The following is a 21,328-nucleotide window of genomic DNA, read 5'->3' on the forward strand; positions in this document are numbered from 1 at the left end:
ACATGTATTTCTATGTTTTTCGACTTTTTTACTTGTAGTCTAGAAAAGACTGGAATTGAAGTGCTAAAAGAGTTATAGTTTAATATTTAAAGGAAAAAAATGATGTTTAAGAACAAAAATGTTGAACATCATATAAGTAAGGAGAATGAAAAATGACATATGAATTTTTACTCAAATTAGGTTTGGCACTTTTTCTAGGCTTATTTATAGGAATAGACAGGCAGCTAAAGAATAAACCACTTGGTGTGAAAACAAGTATGGTCATTTCTGTAGCGAGTTGTTTAATTACGATAGTTTCAATTGAATCAGTTAATGTTTACTCTTCACCAGGACATACCAATATGGATCCAATGCGTTTAGCGGCTCAAATTGTGAGTGGTGTTGGTTTCCTTGGAGCCGGTGTAATTTTAAGAAGAAATAATGATGTGATTTCAGGATTAACAACGGCATCAATGGTTTGGGCAGCATCTGCTTTAGGGATTGCAATTGGAGCAGGTTTTTATATACAAGCAACAGTTGCAATGGTTCTCATTATATTAGCTATAAATGTATTGCCACACCTTGTTAAAATAGCTGGCCCTTATTCTTTAAGACAAAAGGATTTAGCAATTAAAATTATCGTAAAAGAGCATCGAGAATTAGATGGTATTTTTAAACAAATTAAAAACTTAAACATGCAAGTGAAGCGCGTGAAAATTAAAGATATTGACAGTGAGTCTCAGCAATTAGAAATGGTTATATTAGCACCTGAAGACTTATATACAACTGAATTATATAGTTCATTAAAAGAAATTGATCACATTGTTTCGGTTGAAGTTGAAAGTAGATAAAGTATGTATTGTAAAAAAACTCCAGTTATGCAATTGAAACTGGGGTTTTTTCTTGTTGTATGAAGTAATAGAAAAATAATATGAGGCATAATTTATGCTTTACATATCTATACAAAATCAAATAAACTATTCATTAATAAATAGACTGAATTTTCTTTGTTTATAGGATGGTGAAAAATTTGTTATATACAGAATTTATTTCTGAAACAGAAACGATATTAGAATCTTTAATGGATGATTTGATTGTAACAGATGTAAATGGAACGATTTTAAAAGCGACACAATTTACTGCTGATAGATATGGAATTGAGTATGAAAGTTTAATCGGTGCTTCTATTTATGAATTGGAAAGAACGGGCATTATTACGCCAATTGTAACGCCGTTAATTATACAGAAAAAAGAGAAAATCACAGTTGTTCAGCTTACAAAGACAGGAAATAAATTGCTAGTAACAGGCATACCTTTATTTGATGAGGAAGGAGAAGTGTATCGGGTTGTAAGTTATTCTTATGATGTTTCGGATTTGATAGAAATTCAGAAATATTTAGATCATATGCAAGAGGAACTGGAGCGTGTGAAAGAGGAAGCTCAACTTGCATTGCGTGAAAAAATTACATCAGTAGGGTTAATTGCTGATGACCCTGCAATGTATAAAACAATGGAGACGGTACATCAAGTTTCAGAAGTGGATGTAAATACAGTTCTGCTTGGGGAATCAGGAGTAGGGAAAACAGCTATTGCTCGTTATATTCATGATAAGAGCCCGAGAAAATATGGGCCTTTTATTGAAGTGAATTGTGCTGCTATACCTGAGTCTTTATTTGAGGCTGAATTCTTTGGGTATGAAGCAGGCTCTTTTACAGGAGCGAAAAAAAACGGGAAACTTGGATTTGCAGAACTAGCTCACGGGGGAACGTTGTTTCTTGATGAAGTAGGGGAGCTTTCACTTGACCAACAAGTAAAACTTCTTAAGTTAATTGAAGAAAGGCAGTTTTATCGAGTGGGTGGAACAAAGCTTAAAAAGGCGGATTTTCGTCTTATTGTCGCGACAAATCGTGATTTAGAAGAGTTGGTAGCGACTAAAAAATTTAGACAAGATTTATACTTCCGTTTATTTGTTGTACCAATTTTGATCCCTCCACTACGTGAGCGACCTAAAGATATTATGAATTTGATATATTTATTTTTGAATAAATTCTGTACTCAATATAAAAGGGAGAGGGAATTAGATCAAGCTGTTATACAAATTTTATTACAACAAAACTGGAAAGGTAATGTAAGAGAGTTAATGAATATAATAGAACGGCTCGTGATTACATCCTATTCCAAGTTAATTACCATTGAAAATATACCAGATTACTATAAAGCTACTCCTAGTGATGAATTCGTTGTAAATTCGCCTCAAACCCTTACAGAAATACTAGAAAAGGTAGAGAAACAAGTGTTATTGGATGCTAAGAAACAATATAAGACGACTGTGAAAATAGCAGAGAATTTAGCGATAAGTCAGCCTTCTGTAGTAAGAAAGCTGAAGAAGTATAAGATAAAGTGAAACTTTAATCAGTGGGGGTCTTACTGCTCGTTAATACGGGGGAAAGGGAAGTTATGAGTTGTGAGAAGAGGGATGAAGTATTTTCCTCCATCTTTTTCTTTTTTCAAAATTGGCATGGTATTTGCATTAATAAACGATACAAAGGAGGAGAGAACATTACCTTCTATATAGGAGTGCTTATTTTCAATGATTTAAAATTCGATAAAAGAAAAAGGGAGATAAGTAGGGGATAAATTGATAAGGTCAACCTTATTAGTATGAGGTGAAGAATATCTCGTTAATGGAAGAATCGTTTTATTTAAAGTAATAGAAAAATAATTTGTAGGAGTGAGAAGATGTATAAACCTAAAGATTCTGCTATGTCGCCTCGTTTTTGTGGAGTGAAAACATTTATGAGACTAGAACAAAAAAATACGACTGAAAATGTAGATTTTGCAGTGTTAGGAATTCCTTTTGATACTGCACAGTCGTATCGTGTGGGAGCGCGTTTAGGACCGAATCATATCAGGAATTTTTCGAGTTTACTACGTCCATATAATCCAGATCAAGCGATTGATATTTTTGATTATTGCTCAGGTGTAGACTATGGAGATTTAGATATTGTACCTGGCAATATTCATCGCACATATGACAACATCGTAGAAGGTTTAACACCATTATTAGAAAAAAGGATTGTACCTATTATATTAGGTGGAGATCATTCTATTTCATTAGGAAATTTAAGAGCATTCGCAAAGCAATTCGGCCCTATAGCTCTTGTTCATTTTGATTCTCATAGTGATACATGGGATCATTACTACGGAGAAAAATATATGCATGGAACTCCATTTCGGCGGGCGGTTGAAGAAGGCCTTATTAATGTCGAGCATTCTATTCAAATAGGGATGCGTGGTCCTTTGTATGGGCCAAATGATATAGAGGATGCAAGAGGTTTAGGTTTTGAAGTGATTCCAATGAGAGAAGTGCGGAAAATTGGATATACAGAAGTGTTACGGAGAATTCATGAACGAGTAAAGGATGCAGTAACCTTTGTTTCATTTGATATTGATTTTATAGATCCTGCATATGCACCTGGAACGGGAACGCCTGAAATTGGTGGGCCTACAACGATTGAAGCAGTGGAGCTTGTGCAAGGGTTAGATGGATTACATATTGTTGGATTCGATTTAGTAGAAGTGTTGCCTGCGTATGATAGCGGAGAAATTACGGCAATTGCAGCATCAAGCATTGCATATGAAATGATTACTCTTGTAGCGATGCAAAAACGACGTAATGTAGTAAGACTAAAATAATATGTATTGAAAAGGAGGATGTTATGAATACAGTAGATATATTGCTAATGGTTGGTTATTTTATAATTATTATTGGTATTGGTTTCATAGGAGCAAGGAAAGCCAAAACATCTGAAGATTTTATGGTTGCTGGCCGTAGTTTAGGTTTAGTAATGTATCTTGCTTGTCTAGCGGCAGTAATCCTTGGTGGGGCATCTACAATCGGAACAGCAAGGTTAGGGTATGAATTTGGTATTTCAGGGATATGGCTTGTTACGATGATTGGTATCGGAATTATTTTATTAGGAATATTTTTAGTTAAAAAAGTAGCGAGATTTAAAATTATTACAATCAGTGAATTACTGGGATTACGTTTTAATTCGCAAACAAGACTGATTACTTCATTGATTACTTTTATATACGTAACGATGATCACTGTCACGCAAGTAATTGGAATGGGAACGATATTGAATGTACTACTGGGATGGGATATTAAACTTTGTATGTTATTAGGTGGTAGTGTAGTTGTTTTGTATACACTACTTGGCGGAATGTGGTCTGTAACGATGACCGATATATTTCAGTTTATTGTAATGACAATTGGAGTATTTGCAATCATGTTGCCTCTTAGTTTACAAAAGGCCGGAGGATGGGCTGTTTTGCAAGAAACATTACCACATGGGTATTTTGAAATCGCTAATATTGGTGGAGATAAGATTTTCTCGTACTTTCTCTTATATTGTTTAGGAGTACTAATTGGGCAAGACATATGGCAGCGAATTTTCACGGCAAAGACTGTGGGAATTGCGAAAAAAGGTACGATTGGTGCTGGGGTATATTGTCTTTTGTATGCGGTTGCAATCAGTATAATTGGTATGTGTGCGGCTGTAGTTTTCCCGAATTTAAGTGATCCACAAAGTGCGTTTATAACAATGGCAATTACAATTTTGCCAGCAGGCTTATTAGGGATTGTTATTGCAAGTGTTGTTTCAGCTCTAATGTCGACAGCTTCGGCGACATTATTAGCATCTTCAACGTTGATAGTGAATGACATCATAAAAGGGACTTCATCTAAGGAATTGAGTGAGAAGGCAATGATTCGAATGTCGAGAATCGTAACCTTAATTGTCGGAATGTTCGTGATAATAAGTGCTATCTGGATTCAGGACGTTATTGTAGCATTAGATGTTGCGTATGCAATTTTATCTGGTTCAGTGTTCTTTCCGATTATTTTAGGATTGTTTTGGAAACGTGTAACAGATAAAGCTGCCTTTTATTCGATTATTTTAAGTGCAACCGTAACGATAGGGGGGTTAATCGTGCAAGGACTTTCGGCTACAGATCCAATTTTATATGGAATGGCGTGTAGTATCTTATCAATTGTCATCATTTCATATTTAACGTCTCCGGAATTTGAAAAATATGAGGAGTGGAAAGAACAGCATACTAATGTAGATATAGATGCATAAACAAATGAATCAATGATTTTTATACACGATGGGAAAATGATGCACAATCATAAGGAGGAATTCAAAATGAATACAAACTGGAATCATTTAATTGAAAGAATGCCGCAATTACTAGCACCAAGTATGGCAAAAGATCATCCAAATTTACCGGTTGTGAAAGAAGAAGGATGTTACTATTTTGGACTAGATGGAAAGAAATATCTTGATTTCACATCAGGTATTGCAACGACGAATGTCGGACATCGTCATCCAAAAGTTGTACAAGCAATTAAGGATAGTGCCGATAATCTGGCTCATGGTCCATCCGGAGTGATTATGTATGAATCAATTTTACGTCTTGCAGAAGAACTCAGTACGGTATTACCACCTAAGCTAGATTGTTTCTTCTTTGCAAATAGTGGTACAGAAGCGATTGAAGGAGCAATTAAGTTAGCAAAATATGTGACGAAAAGGCCTTATGTTGTTTCTTTTTTAGGATGTTTTCATGGGAGGTCAATGGGATCATTAAGTGTAACAACTTCAAAAAGTAAATATCGTAAGTTTATGCAGCCTAATGGGCTAACGTATCAAATTCCATATGCGAATATAAAAAATTGTCCAGAAGGGGTTGATCCGGAGCAATATTGTGTGGAAAAACTAGAAAAGGACTTTGAAATGTTGTTTAACCATCAAGTTACACCAGAAGAAGTTGCATGTGTAATTGTAGAGCCGGTATTAGGAGAAGGCGGATATGTTGTTCCGCCAACAGGATGGTTAAAGAAAATTCGTGAAATTTGTAATCAGCATGGTATTCTATTAATCTTTGATGAAGTACAAACAGGTTTTGGTCGTACAGGTGAATGGTTTGCGGCACAAACATTTGGAGTAACACCGGATATTATGGCAATTGCAAAAGGAATTGCGTCAGGATTACCTCTGAGTGCAACAGTTGCTTCAAAAGAGTTGATGCAACAGTGGCCTTTAGGAACGCATGGTACGACTTTTGGAGGAAATCCAATTGCATGTGCAGCGGCATTAGCAACGCTTGAAGTAATGAAAGAAGAACAGTTGATTGAAAATGCTAAAGAAATGGGGGCTTATGCAGTTCAGAAGTTGTATGACTTAAAACAAAAACATTCTATGATTGGAAGTATTCGAGCTGTTGGATTAATGATCGGAATTGAAATTATTAACCCAGAAACAGGGACACCTAATGGTAAGGGATTATTTGAAATATTAGATATTGCATTGAAAAAAGGTGTATTATTTTATTTCTGTGGAAATGCAAGCGAAGTAATTCGAATGATTCCACCGCTTTCTGTAAACAGAGATCAGATTGATACGGGTTTAACAATTTTAGATGAGGCACTTTCGGAATATGAGGAAGAGCTTAGGGTTTTGGTGAAGAACTAAAGACTATCGGCTGAAAATTAATCTCATAATTAAGATAAAAAGGGGGAGATGAAGAATCCCCCTTTTTAAATATATAAATTATTTTCTTAAGTCAGCTGGAAATACAAGACCAATCTGTTTTCTAGCTTCTTCCATAACCTTCATTGTAATCATAGAAGCAGTATGAGAGTTTACAGTGGACTCTAATTGATTTTGCTGAATCAATCTAATAAATTCTTGTGTTTCATAGGACATTGTATTATTTGATTGCGATTTTGCAATATTTTCAACACGACCGTCTCTATAACGAATTTCAACTTTTGTAGGTGAGCTAATTTTATCGATAATTATGCTACCGTTTTCACCTTGAATTTCAGAAGGAACGTATGAATTTGTTATTTTAGAGTACATAATAACCGCATCCATCTCAGCATATTTTAATAGAAGGCTACCTTCTCCATCTACACCAGAATCTAGAAGGTAGGCATTTGCTTGTACATGAGATGGTGCTCCAAATAATACAACCATTGGATGAATGCAATACACTCCAATATCCATCAATGCGCCGTTTGAAAAAGCAGGATTAAAAGCATTTAGAATCTTTCCTTCCTTATAAGCATCATAACGAGAAGAATATTGGCAGAAACTTGCAAAATACCGTCTAACTTTTCCGATCTTATGTATGTTATTTTGAATGGTTTGGAAGTTTGGAATAAGCGTAGATTTTAACGCTTCCATTAAAATGACATTATGCTTTTTAGCAGTTTGAATCATTTTTTCTACTTCTTTTGTATGAGAGGCGATTGGTTTTTCACATAATACATGTTTGCCATGTTTCATAAAGAGAATAGCCTGCTCTGCATGAAATGAGTTTGGACTTGCGATATAAACGGCATCAATTACATCGCTTTTTGCCATGCATTCTAAGTCTGTAAAAGTAGTATCCACATTATATTTACTTGCAAATTCCTTCGCTCTGTCTTTTGTTCTTGAGTATACAGCCGTAAGAGAAAAATCTGGTAATGTACGTGAATCTTCAATGAATTTAGTGGTAATTGTATTGGTTCCAATAATCCCAAATCGTATCATCTTAATTTCTCCTTCTTTCAAATGATTTTGATATGAATTGCCGTAGGAAATTAATTATATAGGGAAGAAAGAAAAATACGAAATGATTTGCTTACCTGATATAGCTGCTATGTTTTCCTTTGCTATAATAGAGGAACAAGAGGGGGAGAAAAGATGGACATAAAAATTAGAAGGGCAACAGCAAACGATATAAAAGGAATCACGAAAGTGCATGTTGATAGCTGGAAAACAACCTATAAAGGAATACTATCTGATGAAATGATAGAGGCTACAATTTATGAGAGTCGGGAAAAACAATGGAAAAACATTTTTAAACAAGCGGTAGGAAATCAATATAGGTATGTGGCAGAAACGTTAGATGGAGAAATGATAGGATTTATTGACGGTGGGCTCGAAAGAACAGGAAAATATGACTGTGATGGAGAATTATACGCAATTTATCTTTTGGAAGAATACCAAGGATATAAAGTCGGAAAGCAATTATTTCAAACGCTTGTGTCAGAATTTATGAAAAATGATATGTGTTCTGTATTAGTCTGGGTTATATCCAATAATCCTTCAATAGGTTTTTATGAAAAGTTTTCTCCAGAGCGGGTCCATACAAAGTTTTTAGAAAGATTGAATATTCAAGAGACAGCTTACTGTTGGAGAGATATAGATAATCTTTATAAATTGTTAATACATGATTAAAAGAAGTTAAATAATATAATTATGTAAACAGAGGGTTTTGATTAACTTTCTGTTGAATAAGAAAGAATTGAATGAAAAGTGGAGGGAGAGTGTTTTATTGCGAACGAAAGATGAGATTTTAGTCCGATATGCTTCTATTGACAATATATTGCAGTCATTATTAAATCTTAACGATCAAATTTGGTTTATTCCTATTCAATTAGATAAATGGTCGACGTCCGAAATTGTAGCGCATATTTTGTTTTGGGATCGCTTCATCCTTGAACGACTTTCATTACTACAATCACAAAAATGCTTAACAAAGGCAAACATCAATGTAGATGAATTCAATAGAAAATCCGCAAATTATGCTAAATCAGGAGTTGCAAAAGATGAACTTATCCAGCAATTCAAAGAAGCTCGTTTTAACCTTATTCACTTTCTTGAAGCATTTTCGGAAGAGGATTTCAGCAAAATATATATGATTCAAGATAAAAATCAGTCTTTACAAGATTACATGAATGCAATGGTAGATCATGACAATTTCCATTTTAATCAAATCACTACATTTTTGATTGAAAAGAATACCTAATTGGTCTCACTATACATGCCTATTTTTAAGGATAAATAGTATTTTAAGAGTTTTTTAGTTTATTTGAACGAGAGTTCATTGTGTTTCCGTTCTTAAGTTGATAGGCATGTATAGTGTTTTATAAGGTGAACTTTGCCAATTGTTCACCCCAATATGATAATTCAGTTTCAACAAATCCAGCTTTCCTATAAGCAATTTTTGCTGAAAGATTTTTAGGATTATATCCAATCATGATTAGAGGAATATTGTTATTATTAATACTTCTTATCTTTTCAATAATGAGAAATATAGCCTGTATACCTATACCTATACCTTGTCCTTGGTATTCTTTATCAATCATTAGTCTATAAATCCAATAATTATTATCATCAGAGTCTATTCCAAACATTGCAAATCCTATTAATTTATTATCAAGACATATACCATTTGCATAGAAATTATTTAAAAATTGAACCTCTGCAATAGAATAAAGATTGGAGGCAATAAATGTACGTTGTTCTTCTTTTACTGATAATTTTATAGCCTCTTCCCAGTTACTTTTGTCAATGGTTTTTAAAGATAGTTTGTTCAATATGAATCCTCCTTTCGAATATAGATGGGAACCACGAAGTTTTTGGGCTATTAAAACGTTATCCCCTCATATTTACACCCTAAAAATACTATTTCCTTTTGCATAGACAACACCTCCTTAACATTAGGATTTAAACTTCTAAATAATATATTTGAGATTTTTAAATGCTTTCTAATTTTATCAAAATTTAATTATGATAAAAAAATTCTGAAAGATATACTTGAATTGATAATGATAATCAATTAAAATCTTATTTGATAATGATAATCATTTTTCTGTTAGTTATTATTAAAAATAAAAATTTCCGATAGCTTTATTGTAAAGAGGAGGACAAGTATGCAGCATGCGAAACAAATCGCGGAACATGCAACAATGCAAAGTTTTTTAAATTGTTATTTACGTGAAACAGGAAGCGGGGAATGGATTACAGAAGATGAGAATATGAGTACCATCTTTAGTGATACAAAGGACACAGGTGCTGTTTCAACATATTTATGCTGTCGGTTATCGGCGCAAAACATTACTTTGTATGCAGAAGTTATATATAAATCACCAACAGATCGTCATCTGTTTGGAAAACATTTCTATTATCAAATTGGAACAGATTTTCATGTTGTGAAAGCTGATTATGTAACGGTTATTACATTACTAATAAAAGAGATGTCCATGAACTATGGAGAGGGGACAAACCCGGACGAACTTCTACTTCGAGTTATTCAAAGTTGTCAAAATATGAAGGAGTTTATTGGGGAGAGAGAACAAGATGTTGCAAAGTTATATGGATTCCATACGACTTTTATAGAAGCAGAGCAATCTTTACTTTTTGGTCATTTAAACCATCCTACGCCAAAGAGTAGACAAGGAATATTAAATTGGAAAAGTTCAATGTATTCGCCTGAATTACAGGGTGAGTGTCAACTTCATTATTTTCGAGCGCATAAAGATTTAGTAAAGGAAAAATCCATTCTTATGGAACAGGCAACAGAAATTATAAAGGGGGAGTTAAGAAAAGACCCGTCTGTCAGTACGGAATTTATTGAACGTTATTGTGAAGAAGATGACTATTCTTTAATTCCAATTCATCCACTTCAAGCAGAATGGTTATTATATCAACCTTATGTGAAGAATTGGATAGATAATGGTGTTCTTGAGTATTTCGGACCAGTTGGAAAACCATATATGGCAACATCTTCACTTAGAACAATGTATCATCCAGAATCAAACTATATGTTTAAATTTTCTTTTCCTGTGAAAGTTACAAATTCAATGCGTGTAAATAAATTGAAAGAGCTTGAAAGTGGAATAGAAGGAAAAGAAATATTAAATACAAAAATTGGAGAAGTACGAGATAAATTCCCAGGATTTGATTTTATATGTGATCCAGCTTATATTACGCTAGGACTTGAAGGACAAGAATCAGGATTTGAAGTAATTATTCGTGAAAATGCTTTCTATGGTGAGAATGCAAACAATGCAACCCTCATTGCAGGGCTTACCCAAGATGCGCTTCCAGGTGAAAAAACGAGATTAGCAAATATTATTCATCATCTTGCAGAAGAAGAAGGAAGAAGTTGTGAAGAGGTAAGTTTAGATTGGTTCAGGCGCTATATGAATATTTCCTTAAAACCAATGGTATGGATGTACTTAAAATATGGAGTTGCATTAGAGGCACATCAACAAAATAGTGTTATTCATCTAAAAGATGGTTATCCAGCAAAATTTTATTTCCGTGATAATCAAGGATTTTATTTCTGTAATTCAATGAAACATATTTTGGATGCCGAATTGCCTGGTATTGGTGAAAAGAGTGGGAATTTATATGATGACAGTATTGCAGATGAACGTTTCCGTTATTACTTAATTTTTAATCATATGTTTGGGTTAATAAATGGATTTGGTACATCGAGGTTAATAGATGAGGAAATTCTCCTTTCCGAATTACGGAGTGTACTAGAATCGTTCCTTCCATATAATCGTGAACCATCTACATTTTTAGAAGAATTATTGAAAGATAAAGAATTACCGTGTAAAGCAAATTTATTAACAAGATTTTTTGATGTTGATGAATTAACAAGCCCTCTTGAGCAAGCTATTTATGTCAAGGTTGACAATCCTCTCTTTCAAGAAGTGGAGGCAGAGTGCAATAAAAGAGAAAGCGTTGTTCGTTCATAAATATTTTTAAAATTTCACGTAATACAAAAAATGGTATTTTTAATATTTTCTATCATGGAGGCAGCTATGAAGGAAGAGGTTTATCATACGAGAGTAATGAAAGCGGTTCAATCAGATCGTTATATTGCTGTTAGACGAAGAGTTTTTCGTCAATTAATAGAGTCCTTAATTTATGAGGAAATCATTTCTCCAATTCGCATACAAGAGGAAGAAGATATATTTTTTATCATTTCAGGGTTTGATGAAAGTGGAAACAGCGTCACATACAGATGTTGTGGTCAAGAGCGAATGACATTTGGCCGTATTCGGTTAACCGAAAAACCACTTGTAAGAATACAAAATGATAGAGAAGAAGAAGTAACATCAATTGCACAATTTTTAAATGAAGTTTTTAAAATGATTCAGGTAGATGAAGCGAAATTACATTCCTTTATTCAAGAGTTAGAACAAACAATCTTTAAAGATACAATGGCTCAATATGAAGGAAACGAAACAAAAGAGAAGCTTATAGAGGAAACATACGATGAGCTGGAAAATCGCTTAATGGATGGACATCCGTATCATCCAAGTTATAAGGCACGAATCGGCTTTCATTATCGTGATAATTACCAATATGGTTTCGAATTTAAACAGTCGATGAAACTCATTTGGATTGCCATTCATAATAAATATACTCATATAGGAGCTCTGTCCAAGGAAGATTTCAATCACTTTGTGGGTGCAGAAATAGGAGAGAAGAAACGAATTGAATTTTATTCTACTGTTCGAAATATAGGATGCAATCCAAATGATTATACATTCATGCCCGTTCATCCGTGGCAATGGGAGAATTATATTATCCCGAATTATGCTGAACATATACACAATAGGCACATTATTTTTATAGAACAATCAGAAGATGAATATTTTGCACAGCAATCGATGCGTACTTTACAAAATGCTACCAATTGTATGAAACCTTATGTGAAGCTTTCTATGAACTTGTTAAATACATCAACTGTTCGGACGTTAAAACCACACTCAGTTGTTAGTGCACCTATTATTTCAAATTGGTTAACAGATTTGGTAAGGGATGACTCATATTTAAGGGATAAGGCGCGTGTTGTTTTATTACAAGAATTTGCCGGTGTAACGTACGATCCACCAGGTCAAGCTACTTACGGTTCGTTAGGATGTATTTGGCGTGAAAGTATTCATGTACATTTAGAAGAGACAGAAGAAGCCGTACCGTTTAATGCTTTATATGCAAAAGACCAAGACGGAAAGCCTATTATTGAGCCCTGGCTAAAGAAAAACGGCATTGAAAATTGGCTTCGTATACTTATTCAAAAAGCGGTGTTACCAGTTGTACATCTATTAGTGGAACAGGGCATTGCGTTAGAATCACATGGACAAAATATGATTCTTATTCATAAACAAGGAATGCCGATCCGGATTGCGCTAAAAGATTTTCATGAAGGTCTTGAGTTTTATCGTCCATATTTAAAAATGCCAGAAAAGTGTCCCGATTTTGCAAAAGTACACAGTATGTATGCAAAAGGACAGCTCAATGACTTTTTTGAAATGGACAGTATGCGTAGTTTACAAGAAATGATCTTAGATGCGCTCTTCTTATTTAATTTAGGTGAACTAGCGTTACTGCTTGCTGATGAATATCGATTTAATGAAGAGAGATTTTGGATGCTTGTTGTAGAAGAATTAGAGAATCACTTTACAAGTTCTCAGTATCTATATGGACGTTTTGAGGAGTTACAGCTATACACACCTACATTTCGAGCGGAGCAATTAACAAGACGTCGCATATATAAAGATGTGGAATCGCTTGTACATGAAGTGCCCAATCCTTTATATCATGCACTGCAACTTATAAAGAGTAAGACTGTTGTTATGGAGGTAAATCATGCTAATCGTTAACAAACAAGAATATAGCAAGAATGATTTTGAATTAAGAATACAAATGTATGAAAATATGGAACATTTTCAAAAAGTGAATGGAAAGAGATTTGCTCTTTGTATAATCGATCCTTTTGATATTACTACGCTTATCCTTTTCTTAAAACAAAAAAAAGCATCTGTGCTACTTATTCATGGAGAGACGCCAAAAGCTACAGCTATTGAAATGGCAAAACGTGCCGAATGTTTTGGGCTCTTATATGGAGATTTTAAGCAATTCATAACATTAAATAGTGAGCACGAAATAAAAAAAGAACCATCTTTACTGCAATATAGTTCAGGAACAACTGGTGAACCGAAACTCATTGAAAGGCCATGGGAAGAAATTGAAAGAGAAATTGACGCTTATAATCAAGCTTTGCAGTGTGAAGTTGATGAAGTACCAATTGTATTGGCTCCTGTTTCCCATTCATATGGATTAATTTGTGGGACGTTATCTGCAATCATGCGAGGTAGTAAGCCAATTGTTATTACAAATAAAAACCCGAAATTTGCATTAAATATCATTCGTAATACACCAAAATATATCGTATATGCGGTACCACTTATGCTACATATTATGGGAAGTTTTCCACAAGGAGCATTTCAGTTTCATAAAGTGATGACGTCAGGTTCACCGTTACCAGAATCATTATTTTATAAACTTAAAGGGATGACAAAGTATATGATGCAGCAGTACGGATGCTCAGAAGCAGGTTGCATTAGTATTTGTCACAATATGAACACACATTTAGATTTAGGAGAACCACTTCCTCACGTGTCTATTCGTATTAGTGGTGATCAAAACCAGCCTGAGGAAATAGTAGTAACAATTGGAGAGAAAGTGATTTATACAAAAGATTTAGGATATAAATCAGAACGTGGGCTACATTTTGTGGGGCGTATGGATGATGTAATTAACGTGTCAGGTTTGAAGGTATTCCCGATAGAAGTAGAGGAGACAATGCTCCGTTTAGATGGTATTCAGGAGGCAATTGTGTATCGCGGAAAACACCCTGTAATGGGTGAGATTGTAAAAGCGAAAGTGATTTCTAGTATTGAGCCTGTTCAAATACGAGAATGGTGTATACAGCATTTACCGTCCTATAAAGTCCCTCATGAAATTGAAAATGTTACGGAAATTCCTAAAAATGCAACTGGGAAGGTAAGCCGTAAACTATTAGAAATGGAGGAAATGACAACGTGAATCGTAAAATGTTAAAGGCAGCGTTATTAAAAATTATGATCGAAAAAATGGAATTAAAACATGTTACTTATTTGGAAGATACAATGCGTTTAAATCAAGATTTATATATTGACTCTGTCATGATGCTTCAGCTTATTGTTTATATCGAAATGGATTTACAATTATGTGTTCCTGAAGATGAAGTGGATCCGAAAGCTTTTTCTACTATAGGTTCTTTACTGGACTTTATGGAAGAACTACAACCGTTACAGGTGGATGCGAATAACTAATATTTTAGAAAACGGGTGAGAAAATGACTTCAATTAAAGTGCACTGTTTAGTGAGTTGTTTTTGTGAAATTATTAAAAGACGTAGTGATATAGATTTTCGACCTTTTTACTTTGGTTTATGGGATGGAGATTTTGATATAACAGAGGAAGGTGTCATTTCTTATCATTCTGAAAATATTAGCCATGACAGTTACTTACATTGGTATGAAAAACTATACGGAATAAAAGTAAATGAATGGTACGATCATTCAAAAGAGAAACAAACGAATGTAGAGACCTTTTTAGAGTTAGTAGAAACAAAGCCAGAAAATCGATATGTCATTGTAATGGTAGATATGTCATTATTGCCAGAGAGGGAAAATAAATTCCATCAAAAACCATTCCCACACTATTTAATGATATCAAAAACAAATCAAGAAGATGAATGGTTTATGCTGGATCCGGATTTTCGCTGGGAAGGAAATATGGCAAAGGATAAAGTGATTCATTCCATTGAAAACAATCCGTTTGGTGGAGGATATTTCATTGATGTACAGGCTGTTCGAGAGCCTTCTCAGGAAGCAGTAGAAAGTTATTTTGTTGAGACATTCAAAAGGGATTACAATGAATTAACGATGAAATTAAAAGATTTGGTCATAAGAATGGTAAATGGTGAAGGTGGAGCGGAATTTTCTAAACTAATAGCAGCAGTGAAACAAATACCTGTATTGGCCATTCGTAAATATAGTTATGAACATGCATTTGCATATTTTCGTGAAACATTACAATACTCTGAAACAGAATTTGATTATTGGTGTGACCGAGTAGAAGATATCGTACAAGGATTTACAAATGTACAGTATAAAGTAATAAAAATGGCAATGACAAAAAATAAAGAGATGTTATCATCAATAGTTGAAAAATTAAATGAGATGAATGAGATTGAATTTGCGATTAAGCAGGAGTTAGAGAGACAGTTTGTAGCATGGAAAAAGATAAGAATAAATCAGTCTGTCACTTTATAAAGTGAAATTTTAATCAATAGGCTTTTACGGACAGTTCATCTCCTACCAAACTTCTTTGCTTTTCGCTGAATTTTGAGGTGGGAGTGTTACTGTCCACAACTAGCGGGATAAACAACCATCATTGAATTTGAGATAAAGGGGTTTGAATGTATGAAATATTCGTTATGTACTATTTCGTTTCGCCATCAGCTAATTTCATTTACTGATATTGTTCAATTTGCCTATGAGAACGGATTTGAAGGGATTGAACTATGGGGAATTCATGCACAAAATTTATATGGGCAAGAGCGTAAAGTGACAGAAGAACAACTAGATTTTTTGGAAAATAAAAATTTAAAAATCACAATGATAAGTGATTATTTAGATATTTCATTGTCAGCAGATTTTGGGAGAACAATGGAAAAATCAGAGAGATTAGCAGCGCTAGCGAATTGGTGTAATACAAATAAGATTCGTACATTTGCTGGACAAAAACGAAGCAACAGTTTTACAAAAGAAGAACGTCAGGAATATGTGAAACGAATTCGCATGATTTGTGATTTATTTGCACAACACAATATGTACGTGCTATTGGAAACACATCCGAATACATTAACAGATTGTTTGGATTCAACTCTACAATTACTAGAAGAAGTGAATCACCCATATTTAAAAATTAATCTCGACTTTCTCCATATGTGGGAATCTGGTACGGATCCAGTAGAAAGTTATCGTCAGTTAAAACCGTGGGTACAGCACTACCATATGAAAAATATATCTTCGGCTGTTCATTTAGATGTCTTTGAGCCGAATAATGTATACGCTTCAGCTGGTAGTCGAAAAGGGATGGTTCCGTTATTTGAAGGGGTTGTAAACTACGAAGAAATCATAAGAGAAATTCAAGGTACGGAACATTTTGCTTCACTAGAATGGTTTGGATATGATGCAAAAGAGGTATTACGAGAAGAAATTATTCAGTTGAGAAGAAAGCAACTGACAGTATTGACTCCATAAAGTGAAACATTTTCTATCGTTAGTGTGATGAAATGTAATATTTTCGTTTTTGAACAAAGATAATAGTAGAATTGATACAAAAAGAGTCTCGTTTTTCGAGACTCTTTTTTAGGAGTTCAAAATGTAAGTGTATTTAAAAATAGCCTCGAAAAACAAACCCATAATTTACCATGTATTTTTTTTTTGAAATCTATACATTTTAATATGTAAAGGAGGTGAACGGAAATGGCTAGAAATCGTAATTCTAATCAGTTAGTATCACAAGGAGCACAAGCAGCTCTTGATCAAATGAAGTATGAAATTGCTCAAGAATTTGGTGTGCAACTTGGTGCTGACACTTCTTCTCGTGCAAATGGTTCTGTAGGCGGTGAAATCACAAAACGTCTTGTAGCTATGGCAGAACAACAGCTTGGTGGCGGGTATACTCGTTAATGTAAGCTGTATGAAAGAAGGGAAGACTTCTTCCTTTCTTTTTTATTGTTTTCTTAAAGTGAAAATGAATTTTTCCATTTTATAGCATGGATATACTGTTGTAAGGATTGAAAGAATAGAAGTAATGCTATGTTATACTCCAATTTCTTTTGTTATATAAGTTAAAAAGCAGATGAAATATAGTAGCCCTGATGAAATTTACAATTAAATTTCATCAGGGCTACTACATGGAAAGAAATAAATGATGAAAGGTTTCGAAATCAACATGTTAAAAAAAGAGAACTGTTGTTTAATTGCACTTGCATCTGTTCCACTTGTTATGACATTAGGAAATTCAATGCTCATTCCAATCCTTCCAACAATCGAAAAGAAACTACATATTTCTTCTTTTCAAGTTTCTATGATTATTACCATATATTCTGTTTTAGCAATTTTATTAATTCCTATTGCTGGTTATTTATCAGACCGATGGGGACGTAAAATGGTCATGGTCCCAAGTTTATTAATTGCAGCTATCGGTGGCGCAATAACAGGGTGGGTATCATGGAAAGTTGAAAATCCTTATGTATGGATTTTGATTGGAAGAGCAATTCAAGGAATAGGTGCTGCTGGAGCAATGCCAGTCGTTATTCCATGTGTTGGTGATTTATATAAAGATGAAAAACAAGTAAGTACTGGTTTAGGGATTATTGAGACGTCAAACACGTTTGGGAAAGTTCTTAGTCCAATATTAGGGTCTGCCCTTGCAGCAGTCGTATGGTTTTTGCCGTTTTGGGCCATCCCAGTTCTATGTGCTGTGGCTATCGCCTTATTATTACTATTAGTAAAAGCAAAAAAACAAGAAAAACAAGCGCCGCCTTTCAAAGAATTTATCCAATCAATTGGTTTGACTTTCCGAGAAAAGGGGAGATGGTTAATCGCAATTTTTATATTAGGTGCTATTATAATGCTTATTTTATTTGGGATTCTTTTTTATTTGTCCACCATATTAGAATCTAAATACAACATTCATGGAATATGGAAAGGATGTATACTCGCGATTCCATTACTTGTATTATCAATAAGTTCATACATGGCAGGGAAGAAGATTGGTGATAATCAAGGTGTTATGAAGAAATGTATATATGTCGGATTTATACTAGCAGCTGCGTCTGTTATATTTCCGTTATTTTTAAAAGGAATTTATTTGTTAATTCTTTGTCTTGTTGTTATGGGAATGGGAATTGGCATTTCTTTACCGTGTTTAGATGCACTTATTACACAAGGGATTGAAAAGGAACAGAGAGGGACGGTTACTTCTTTCTATAGTTCGATGCGCTTTATCGGTGTGGCGGCAGGCCCCCCACTGTATTCTTACTTTATGAAGGGGACAGATCATGAAGTGTTTTACTTAACCTGCATATTTGCAGTTGCAGGAGCAATTATTACAATTATATGGATTAAACCTAAAAAGAAGAATAAACCTTTAAATTCAATTCCGGAACCTACATCTTAATTTGAAATTTAATAAGAGATAGTAAAAAAATCCATCTGCAAATCATTACAAATAGATTTTTTTACTATCTCATTTTTTGATGGATGTCATAGGGATAAATTTCTAATCTTTGCTATATTCCATATAAGTAACGGCTCCTTTTGTGAACAGTATAAATAAAATACAACTTCAATTATTGTTTAACAATTACCTATAAATATACTGAAACAGTATACTTTTTTCTAAAAAATAACTTGTTTCAACATATAAAGAGCAACTCCCCAAATAATAACCCCTGAAATTTTATTTAGAATTGTAATTGTCTTTCCAGAGGAATCAACTTTTCCAAGTATTCTTCCTACAAAGGCTAAGCCAATAAACCAAATCCAAGAAATTGTAATTGTTGTGAAAGTAAAAGCCCATTTTTCGCTGCCTACATATTGAATAGAGTTTGTACCAATGACGCCAATTGTATCTAGAATTGCATGTGGGTTCAATAAGGAAACGGAGGCGGCAAAGATAATTTGTTTTTTGATAGTCATTGCTTTTGCTTCAATCGTCTCTTTTGTGGCATTACTTTTCCAAATCATCCATCCCATATAAATGAGAAAGAAAAATCCAATTACATAAAGTGTTGTTGTTAGCCATGAAAAGGTCAACAGCATCAGTGATACACCTTGTACTGCAATCAAAATTAAAATTGTATCGCAGATCGATGCAGTTAGAACAACTGGTATAGCTCGCAAAATATTTGGCTGACTAGCACCTTGATTAAAGACAAAGACATTTTGTACACCTAATGGAATAATGAGTCCAAATGCAAGAATCATTCCGTGAAGGATTGCTTCAGTCATTTCATTCCCTCCTATATAAATAGCTGAAATATGATAGTGTATATTGTATAAAAGAAAATCAAAATTGTATCCATCCATATGGTTGGATAACAAACCAACCAAAAAAGTGGAGTGATAATATGGAGCGATTTGATTGGAAGCCAAATGGATCCTCTCCGGTTCCCTTATATAAACAAATTGAGGAGTATATAAAAGAGAAAATTATAAATGGAGAATGGACGATTGGTACAAAATTACCGTCTCAGCGAGCTTTCTCTCATGCATTTGAAGTGAATCGAAGTACAATTGTAATGGCTTTAGATGAATTAGCAGCGCAAGGATTCATTGAAGGCAAGGGGAGAAGGGGGACAATTGTGAGAAACGATACATGGAGTGTTTCTACTTTGTCACCTCCTCCCAACTGGAATTCTTATGTAGAAACAGGTATTTATTATCCGAATCTCCCGACCATTCAAGAAATTAATCAAGCTGAATTTTACCCCAATATCATCCGACTAGGTACTGGTGAACTTTCACCAGAGCTTTTACCTGAGAAGAAAATGAAGCAAATCATGAAGGAACTTTCCCATAGGAAAATCCCTTTAGGGTACGAGGAACCAAGAGGAGACTTCAAATTAAGAGAACAAATAGCAAAGTATTTGCAAAAATATGATATTCTTGCATCGCCAGCATCTATATTAATTGTTTCGGGAGCAATTCAAGCACTGCAGCTTATTTCGATGGGACTTCTACGCAAAGGCTCGTCCATTTTACTTGAAAAACCATCATATTTATACTCGCTCAATGTTTTTCAGTCTGCAGGAATGCGTTTGTTTGGTATTCCAATGGATGAACATGGGATTCAACCATCACTTATTTCAAAATATAAAAGACAATTCAATGGTTCTATTTTATATACCATCCCGTCTTTTCATAATCCAACAAGTCTTGTCATGAATGAACAAAGAAGGCAAGAAGTTATAAAAGTATGTAATGAAATTGGATTACCTATAATTGAAGATGCTGTGTATCAAGATTTATGGCTTGATTCGCCTTCGCCTAAACCATTAAAGGCATATGATACAAATGGGATTGTATTACATATTGGAAGTATGTCAAAAGTGATTAGTCCTGGTTTAAGAATTGGCTGGGTTGTTGGACCAGAACCAGTCATTAAAAGATTGGCGGATATAAAGATGCAAATGGATTACGGCTCGAGTTCGTTATCACAACGAGCTGCTGCAGAATGGTTTGCAAGTGAGTTATATGGGAAACATATACAGCAAATACGAATTGAGTTGAAAAAACGAAGAGACTTTATGCTCGAAATGCTAGAGAAATACTGTAGAGATGTAGCAACTTGGCAAATACCAACAGGTGGATTTTATATTTGGTTACATATTAAATCAAACATTTCGATGCGGGAGTTGTTTGAAAAAGCATTACAAGAAAAAATTCTGCTCAATCCTGGAAATGTGTATGATAGAAATGCAAATCAATATTTACGTCTTTCCTATTCATATGCTTCAATACATGATATAGAGAAAGGGATTGAAAAGGTTGCAAGATTGATAAAGAATCTTGCAGTATAATAATC

General features: G+C 34.1%; 19 protein-coding genes. 16 read left to right on the plus strand and 3 right to left on the minus strand.

Going from position 1 to position 21,328, the window contains the following annotated elements:
- The first annotated feature begins 152 nt into the window (after window positions 1–152).
- From HRG09_RS19365 to HRG09_RS19385, 5 genes are all read left to right on the plus strand, one after another.
- On the plus strand, window positions 153–830 hold the full coding sequence (locus HRG09_RS19365) for an MgtC/SapB family protein (RefSeq protein ID WP_174102502.1): 678 nt from the start codon (window positions 153–155) through the stop codon (window positions 828–830).
- Between the two features lie 179 nt (window positions 831–1,009).
- Entirely contained in the window at window positions 1,010–2,383 is a 1,374-nt protein-coding gene (locus HRG09_RS19370) for a sigma-54 interaction domain-containing protein (protein WP_174102503.1), read from the plus strand.
- Between the two features lie 335 nt (window positions 2,384–2,718).
- Window positions 2,719–3,675, plus strand: coding sequence for an agmatinase (gene speB / locus HRG09_RS19375; RefSeq protein WP_174102504.1), 957 nt, complete (start codon window positions 2,719–2,721; stop codon window positions 3,673–3,675).
- Window positions 3,676–3,698: 23 nt separating this feature from the next.
- Window positions 3,699–5,123: a sodium:solute symporter family protein gene (locus HRG09_RS19380; protein ID WP_174102505.1), complete on the plus strand. Its 1,425-nt coding sequence runs from the start codon at window positions 3,699–3,701 to the stop codon at window positions 5,121–5,123.
- A gap of 66 nt (window positions 5,124–5,189) precedes the next feature.
- Window positions 5,190–6,515, plus strand: coding sequence for an aspartate aminotransferase family protein (locus HRG09_RS19385; RefSeq protein ID WP_174102506.1), 1,326 nt, complete (start codon window positions 5,190–5,192; stop codon window positions 6,513–6,515).
- Window positions 6,516–6,593: 78 nt separating this feature from the next.
- Here the strand turns inward: HRG09_RS19385 and HRG09_RS19390 are convergent, their stop codons facing one another.
- Entirely contained in the window at window positions 6,594–7,583 is a 990-nt protein-coding gene (locus tag HRG09_RS19390) for a Gfo/Idh/MocA family protein (protein WP_174102507.1), read from the minus strand.
- A 153-nt stretch (window positions 7,584–7,736) separates the two neighbouring features.
- Between HRG09_RS19390 and HRG09_RS19395 the strand changes: the two genes are divergently transcribed.
- Together HRG09_RS19395 and HRG09_RS19400 are read left to right on the plus strand one after the other, a co-directional pair.
- On the plus strand, window positions 7,737–8,273 hold the full coding sequence (locus HRG09_RS19395) for a GNAT family N-acetyltransferase (protein WP_174102508.1): 537 nt from the start codon (window positions 7,737–7,739) through the stop codon (window positions 8,271–8,273).
- A gap of 97 nt (window positions 8,274–8,370) precedes the next feature.
- Window positions 8,371–8,844, plus strand: a complete 474-nt coding sequence (locus HRG09_RS19400) for a DinB family protein (protein WP_174102509.1) — start codon at window positions 8,371–8,373, stop codon at window positions 8,842–8,844.
- Between the two features lie 118 nt (window positions 8,845–8,962).
- Here HRG09_RS19400 and HRG09_RS19405 read toward each other — a convergent pair whose 3' ends face one another.
- Window positions 8,963–9,415 (minus strand): GNAT family N-acetyltransferase, encoded by a 453-nt coding sequence (locus tag HRG09_RS19405; RefSeq protein WP_174102510.1) that lies wholly within the window; start codon window positions 9,413–9,415, stop codon window positions 8,963–8,965.
- 336 nt (window positions 9,416–9,751) lie between these two features.
- On the opposite strand from HRG09_RS19405, the gene HRG09_RS19410 reads away from it, so the two are divergent.
- From HRG09_RS19410 to bcbE, 8 genes are all read left to right on the plus strand, one after another.
- Window positions 9,752–11,587 (plus strand): IucA/IucC family protein, encoded by a 1,836-nt coding sequence (locus tag HRG09_RS19410; protein WP_174102511.1) that lies wholly within the window; start codon window positions 9,752–9,754, stop codon window positions 11,585–11,587.
- Between the two features lie 66 nt (window positions 11,588–11,653).
- Window positions 11,654–13,501, plus strand: a complete 1,848-nt coding sequence (locus HRG09_RS19415) for an IucA/IucC family protein (RefSeq protein ID WP_174102512.1) — start codon at window positions 11,654–11,656, stop codon at window positions 13,499–13,501.
- The gene (locus HRG09_RS19420; protein WP_174102513.1) at window positions 13,488–14,726 is read left to right on the plus strand and encodes an AMP-binding protein; all 1,239 of its coding nucleotides are present in this window, start codon (window positions 13,488–13,490) and stop codon (window positions 14,724–14,726) included. The genes HRG09_RS19415 and HRG09_RS19420 overlap by 14 nt, the downstream gene beginning before the upstream one ends.
- Window positions 14,723–14,995 (plus strand): petrobactin biosynthesis protein AsbD, encoded by a 273-nt coding sequence (gene asbD / locus HRG09_RS19425; protein WP_174102514.1) that lies wholly within the window; start codon window positions 14,723–14,725, stop codon window positions 14,993–14,995. Before HRG09_RS19420 ends, asbD begins: the two co-directional genes overlap by 4 nt.
- A 23-nt stretch (window positions 14,996–15,018) precedes the next feature.
- A complete protein-coding gene (locus HRG09_RS19430; protein WP_174102515.1) occupies window positions 15,019–15,999 on the plus strand; it encodes a DUF6005 family protein in 981 nt (326 codons plus the stop codon).
- Window positions 16,000–16,149: 150 nt separating this feature from the next.
- On the plus strand, window positions 16,150–16,992 hold the full coding sequence (locus HRG09_RS19435) for a sugar phosphate isomerase/epimerase family protein (RefSeq protein WP_174102516.1): 843 nt from the start codon (window positions 16,150–16,152) through the stop codon (window positions 16,990–16,992).
- A 225-nt stretch (window positions 16,993–17,217) separates the two neighbouring features.
- Entirely contained in the window at window positions 17,218–17,424 is a 207-nt protein-coding gene (locus tag HRG09_RS19440) for an alpha/beta-type small acid-soluble spore protein (RefSeq protein ID WP_174102517.1), read from the plus strand.
- Window positions 17,425–17,665: 241 nt separating this feature from the next.
- A complete protein-coding gene (gene bcbE, locus HRG09_RS19445; RefSeq protein WP_174102518.1) occupies window positions 17,666–18,919 on the plus strand; it encodes a bacillibactin exporter BcbE in 1,254 nt (417 codons plus the stop codon).
- 221 nt (window positions 18,920–19,140) lie between these two features.
- Here the strand turns inward: bcbE and HRG09_RS19450 are convergent, their stop codons facing one another.
- Entirely contained in the window at window positions 19,141–19,752 is a 612-nt protein-coding gene (locus tag HRG09_RS19450; RefSeq protein WP_174102519.1) for a LysE/ArgO family amino acid transporter, read from the minus strand.
- Window positions 19,753–19,871: 119 nt separating this feature from the next.
- Here HRG09_RS19450 and HRG09_RS19455 point away from each other — a divergent pair, with 119 nt between their 5' ends.
- Entirely contained in the window at window positions 19,872–21,323 is a 1,452-nt protein-coding gene (locus HRG09_RS19455; RefSeq protein WP_174102520.1) for an aminotransferase-like domain-containing protein, read from the plus strand.
- Window positions 21,324–21,328: the final 5 nt, after the last annotated feature.

The sequence above is a fragment of the Bacillus sp. Xin1 genome (genome assembly GCF_013314535.1).
Lineage (GTDB): Bacteria > Bacillota > Bacilli > Bacillales > Bacillaceae_G > Bacillus_A.

Coding starts and splice junctions, on each gene's coding strand:
- HRG09_RS19365 (WP_174102502.1), top strand. CDS start 153: ATGACATATGAATTTTTACTCAAATTAGGTTTGGCACTTTTTCTAGGC.
- speB (WP_174102504.1), top strand. CDS start 2,719: ATGTATAAACCTAAAGATTCTGCTATGTCGCCTCGTTTTTGTGGAGTG.
- HRG09_RS19380 (WP_174102505.1), top strand. CDS start 3,699: ATGAATACAGTAGATATATTGCTAATGGTTGGTTATTTTATAATTATT.
- HRG09_RS19385 (WP_174102506.1), top strand. CDS start 5,190: ATGAATACAAACTGGAATCATTTAATTGAAAGAATGCCGCAATTACTA.
- HRG09_RS19390 (WP_174102507.1), bottom strand. CDS start 7,583: ATGATACGATTTGGGATTATTGGAACCAATACAATTACCACTAAATTC.
- HRG09_RS19395 (WP_174102508.1), top strand. CDS start 7,737: ATGGACATAAAAATTAGAAGGGCAACAGCAAACGATATAAAAGGAATC.
- HRG09_RS19410 (WP_174102511.1), top strand. CDS start 9,752: ATGCAGCATGCGAAACAAATCGCGGAACATGCAACAATGCAAAGTTTT.
- HRG09_RS19415 (WP_174102512.1), top strand. CDS start 11,654: ATGAAGGAAGAGGTTTATCATACGAGAGTAATGAAAGCGGTTCAATCA.
- HRG09_RS19420 (WP_174102513.1), top strand. CDS start 13,488: ATGCTAATCGTTAACAAACAAGAATATAGCAAGAATGATTTTGAATTA.
- HRG09_RS19430 (WP_174102515.1), top strand. CDS start 15,019: ATGACTTCAATTAAAGTGCACTGTTTAGTGAGTTGTTTTTGTGAAATT.
- HRG09_RS19435 (WP_174102516.1), top strand. CDS start 16,150: ATGAAATATTCGTTATGTACTATTTCGTTTCGCCATCAGCTAATTTCA.
- HRG09_RS19440 (WP_174102517.1), top strand. CDS start 17,218: ATGGCTAGAAATCGTAATTCTAATCAGTTAGTATCACAAGGAGCACAA.
- bcbE (WP_174102518.1), top strand. CDS start 17,666: ATGATGAAAGGTTTCGAAATCAACATGTTAAAAAAAGAGAACTGTTGT.
- HRG09_RS19450 (WP_174102519.1), bottom strand. CDS start 19,752: ATGACTGAAGCAATCCTTCACGGAATGATTCTTGCATTTGGACTCATT.
- HRG09_RS19455 (WP_174102520.1), top strand. CDS start 19,872: ATGGAGCGATTTGATTGGAAGCCAAATGGATCCTCTCCGGTTCCCTTA.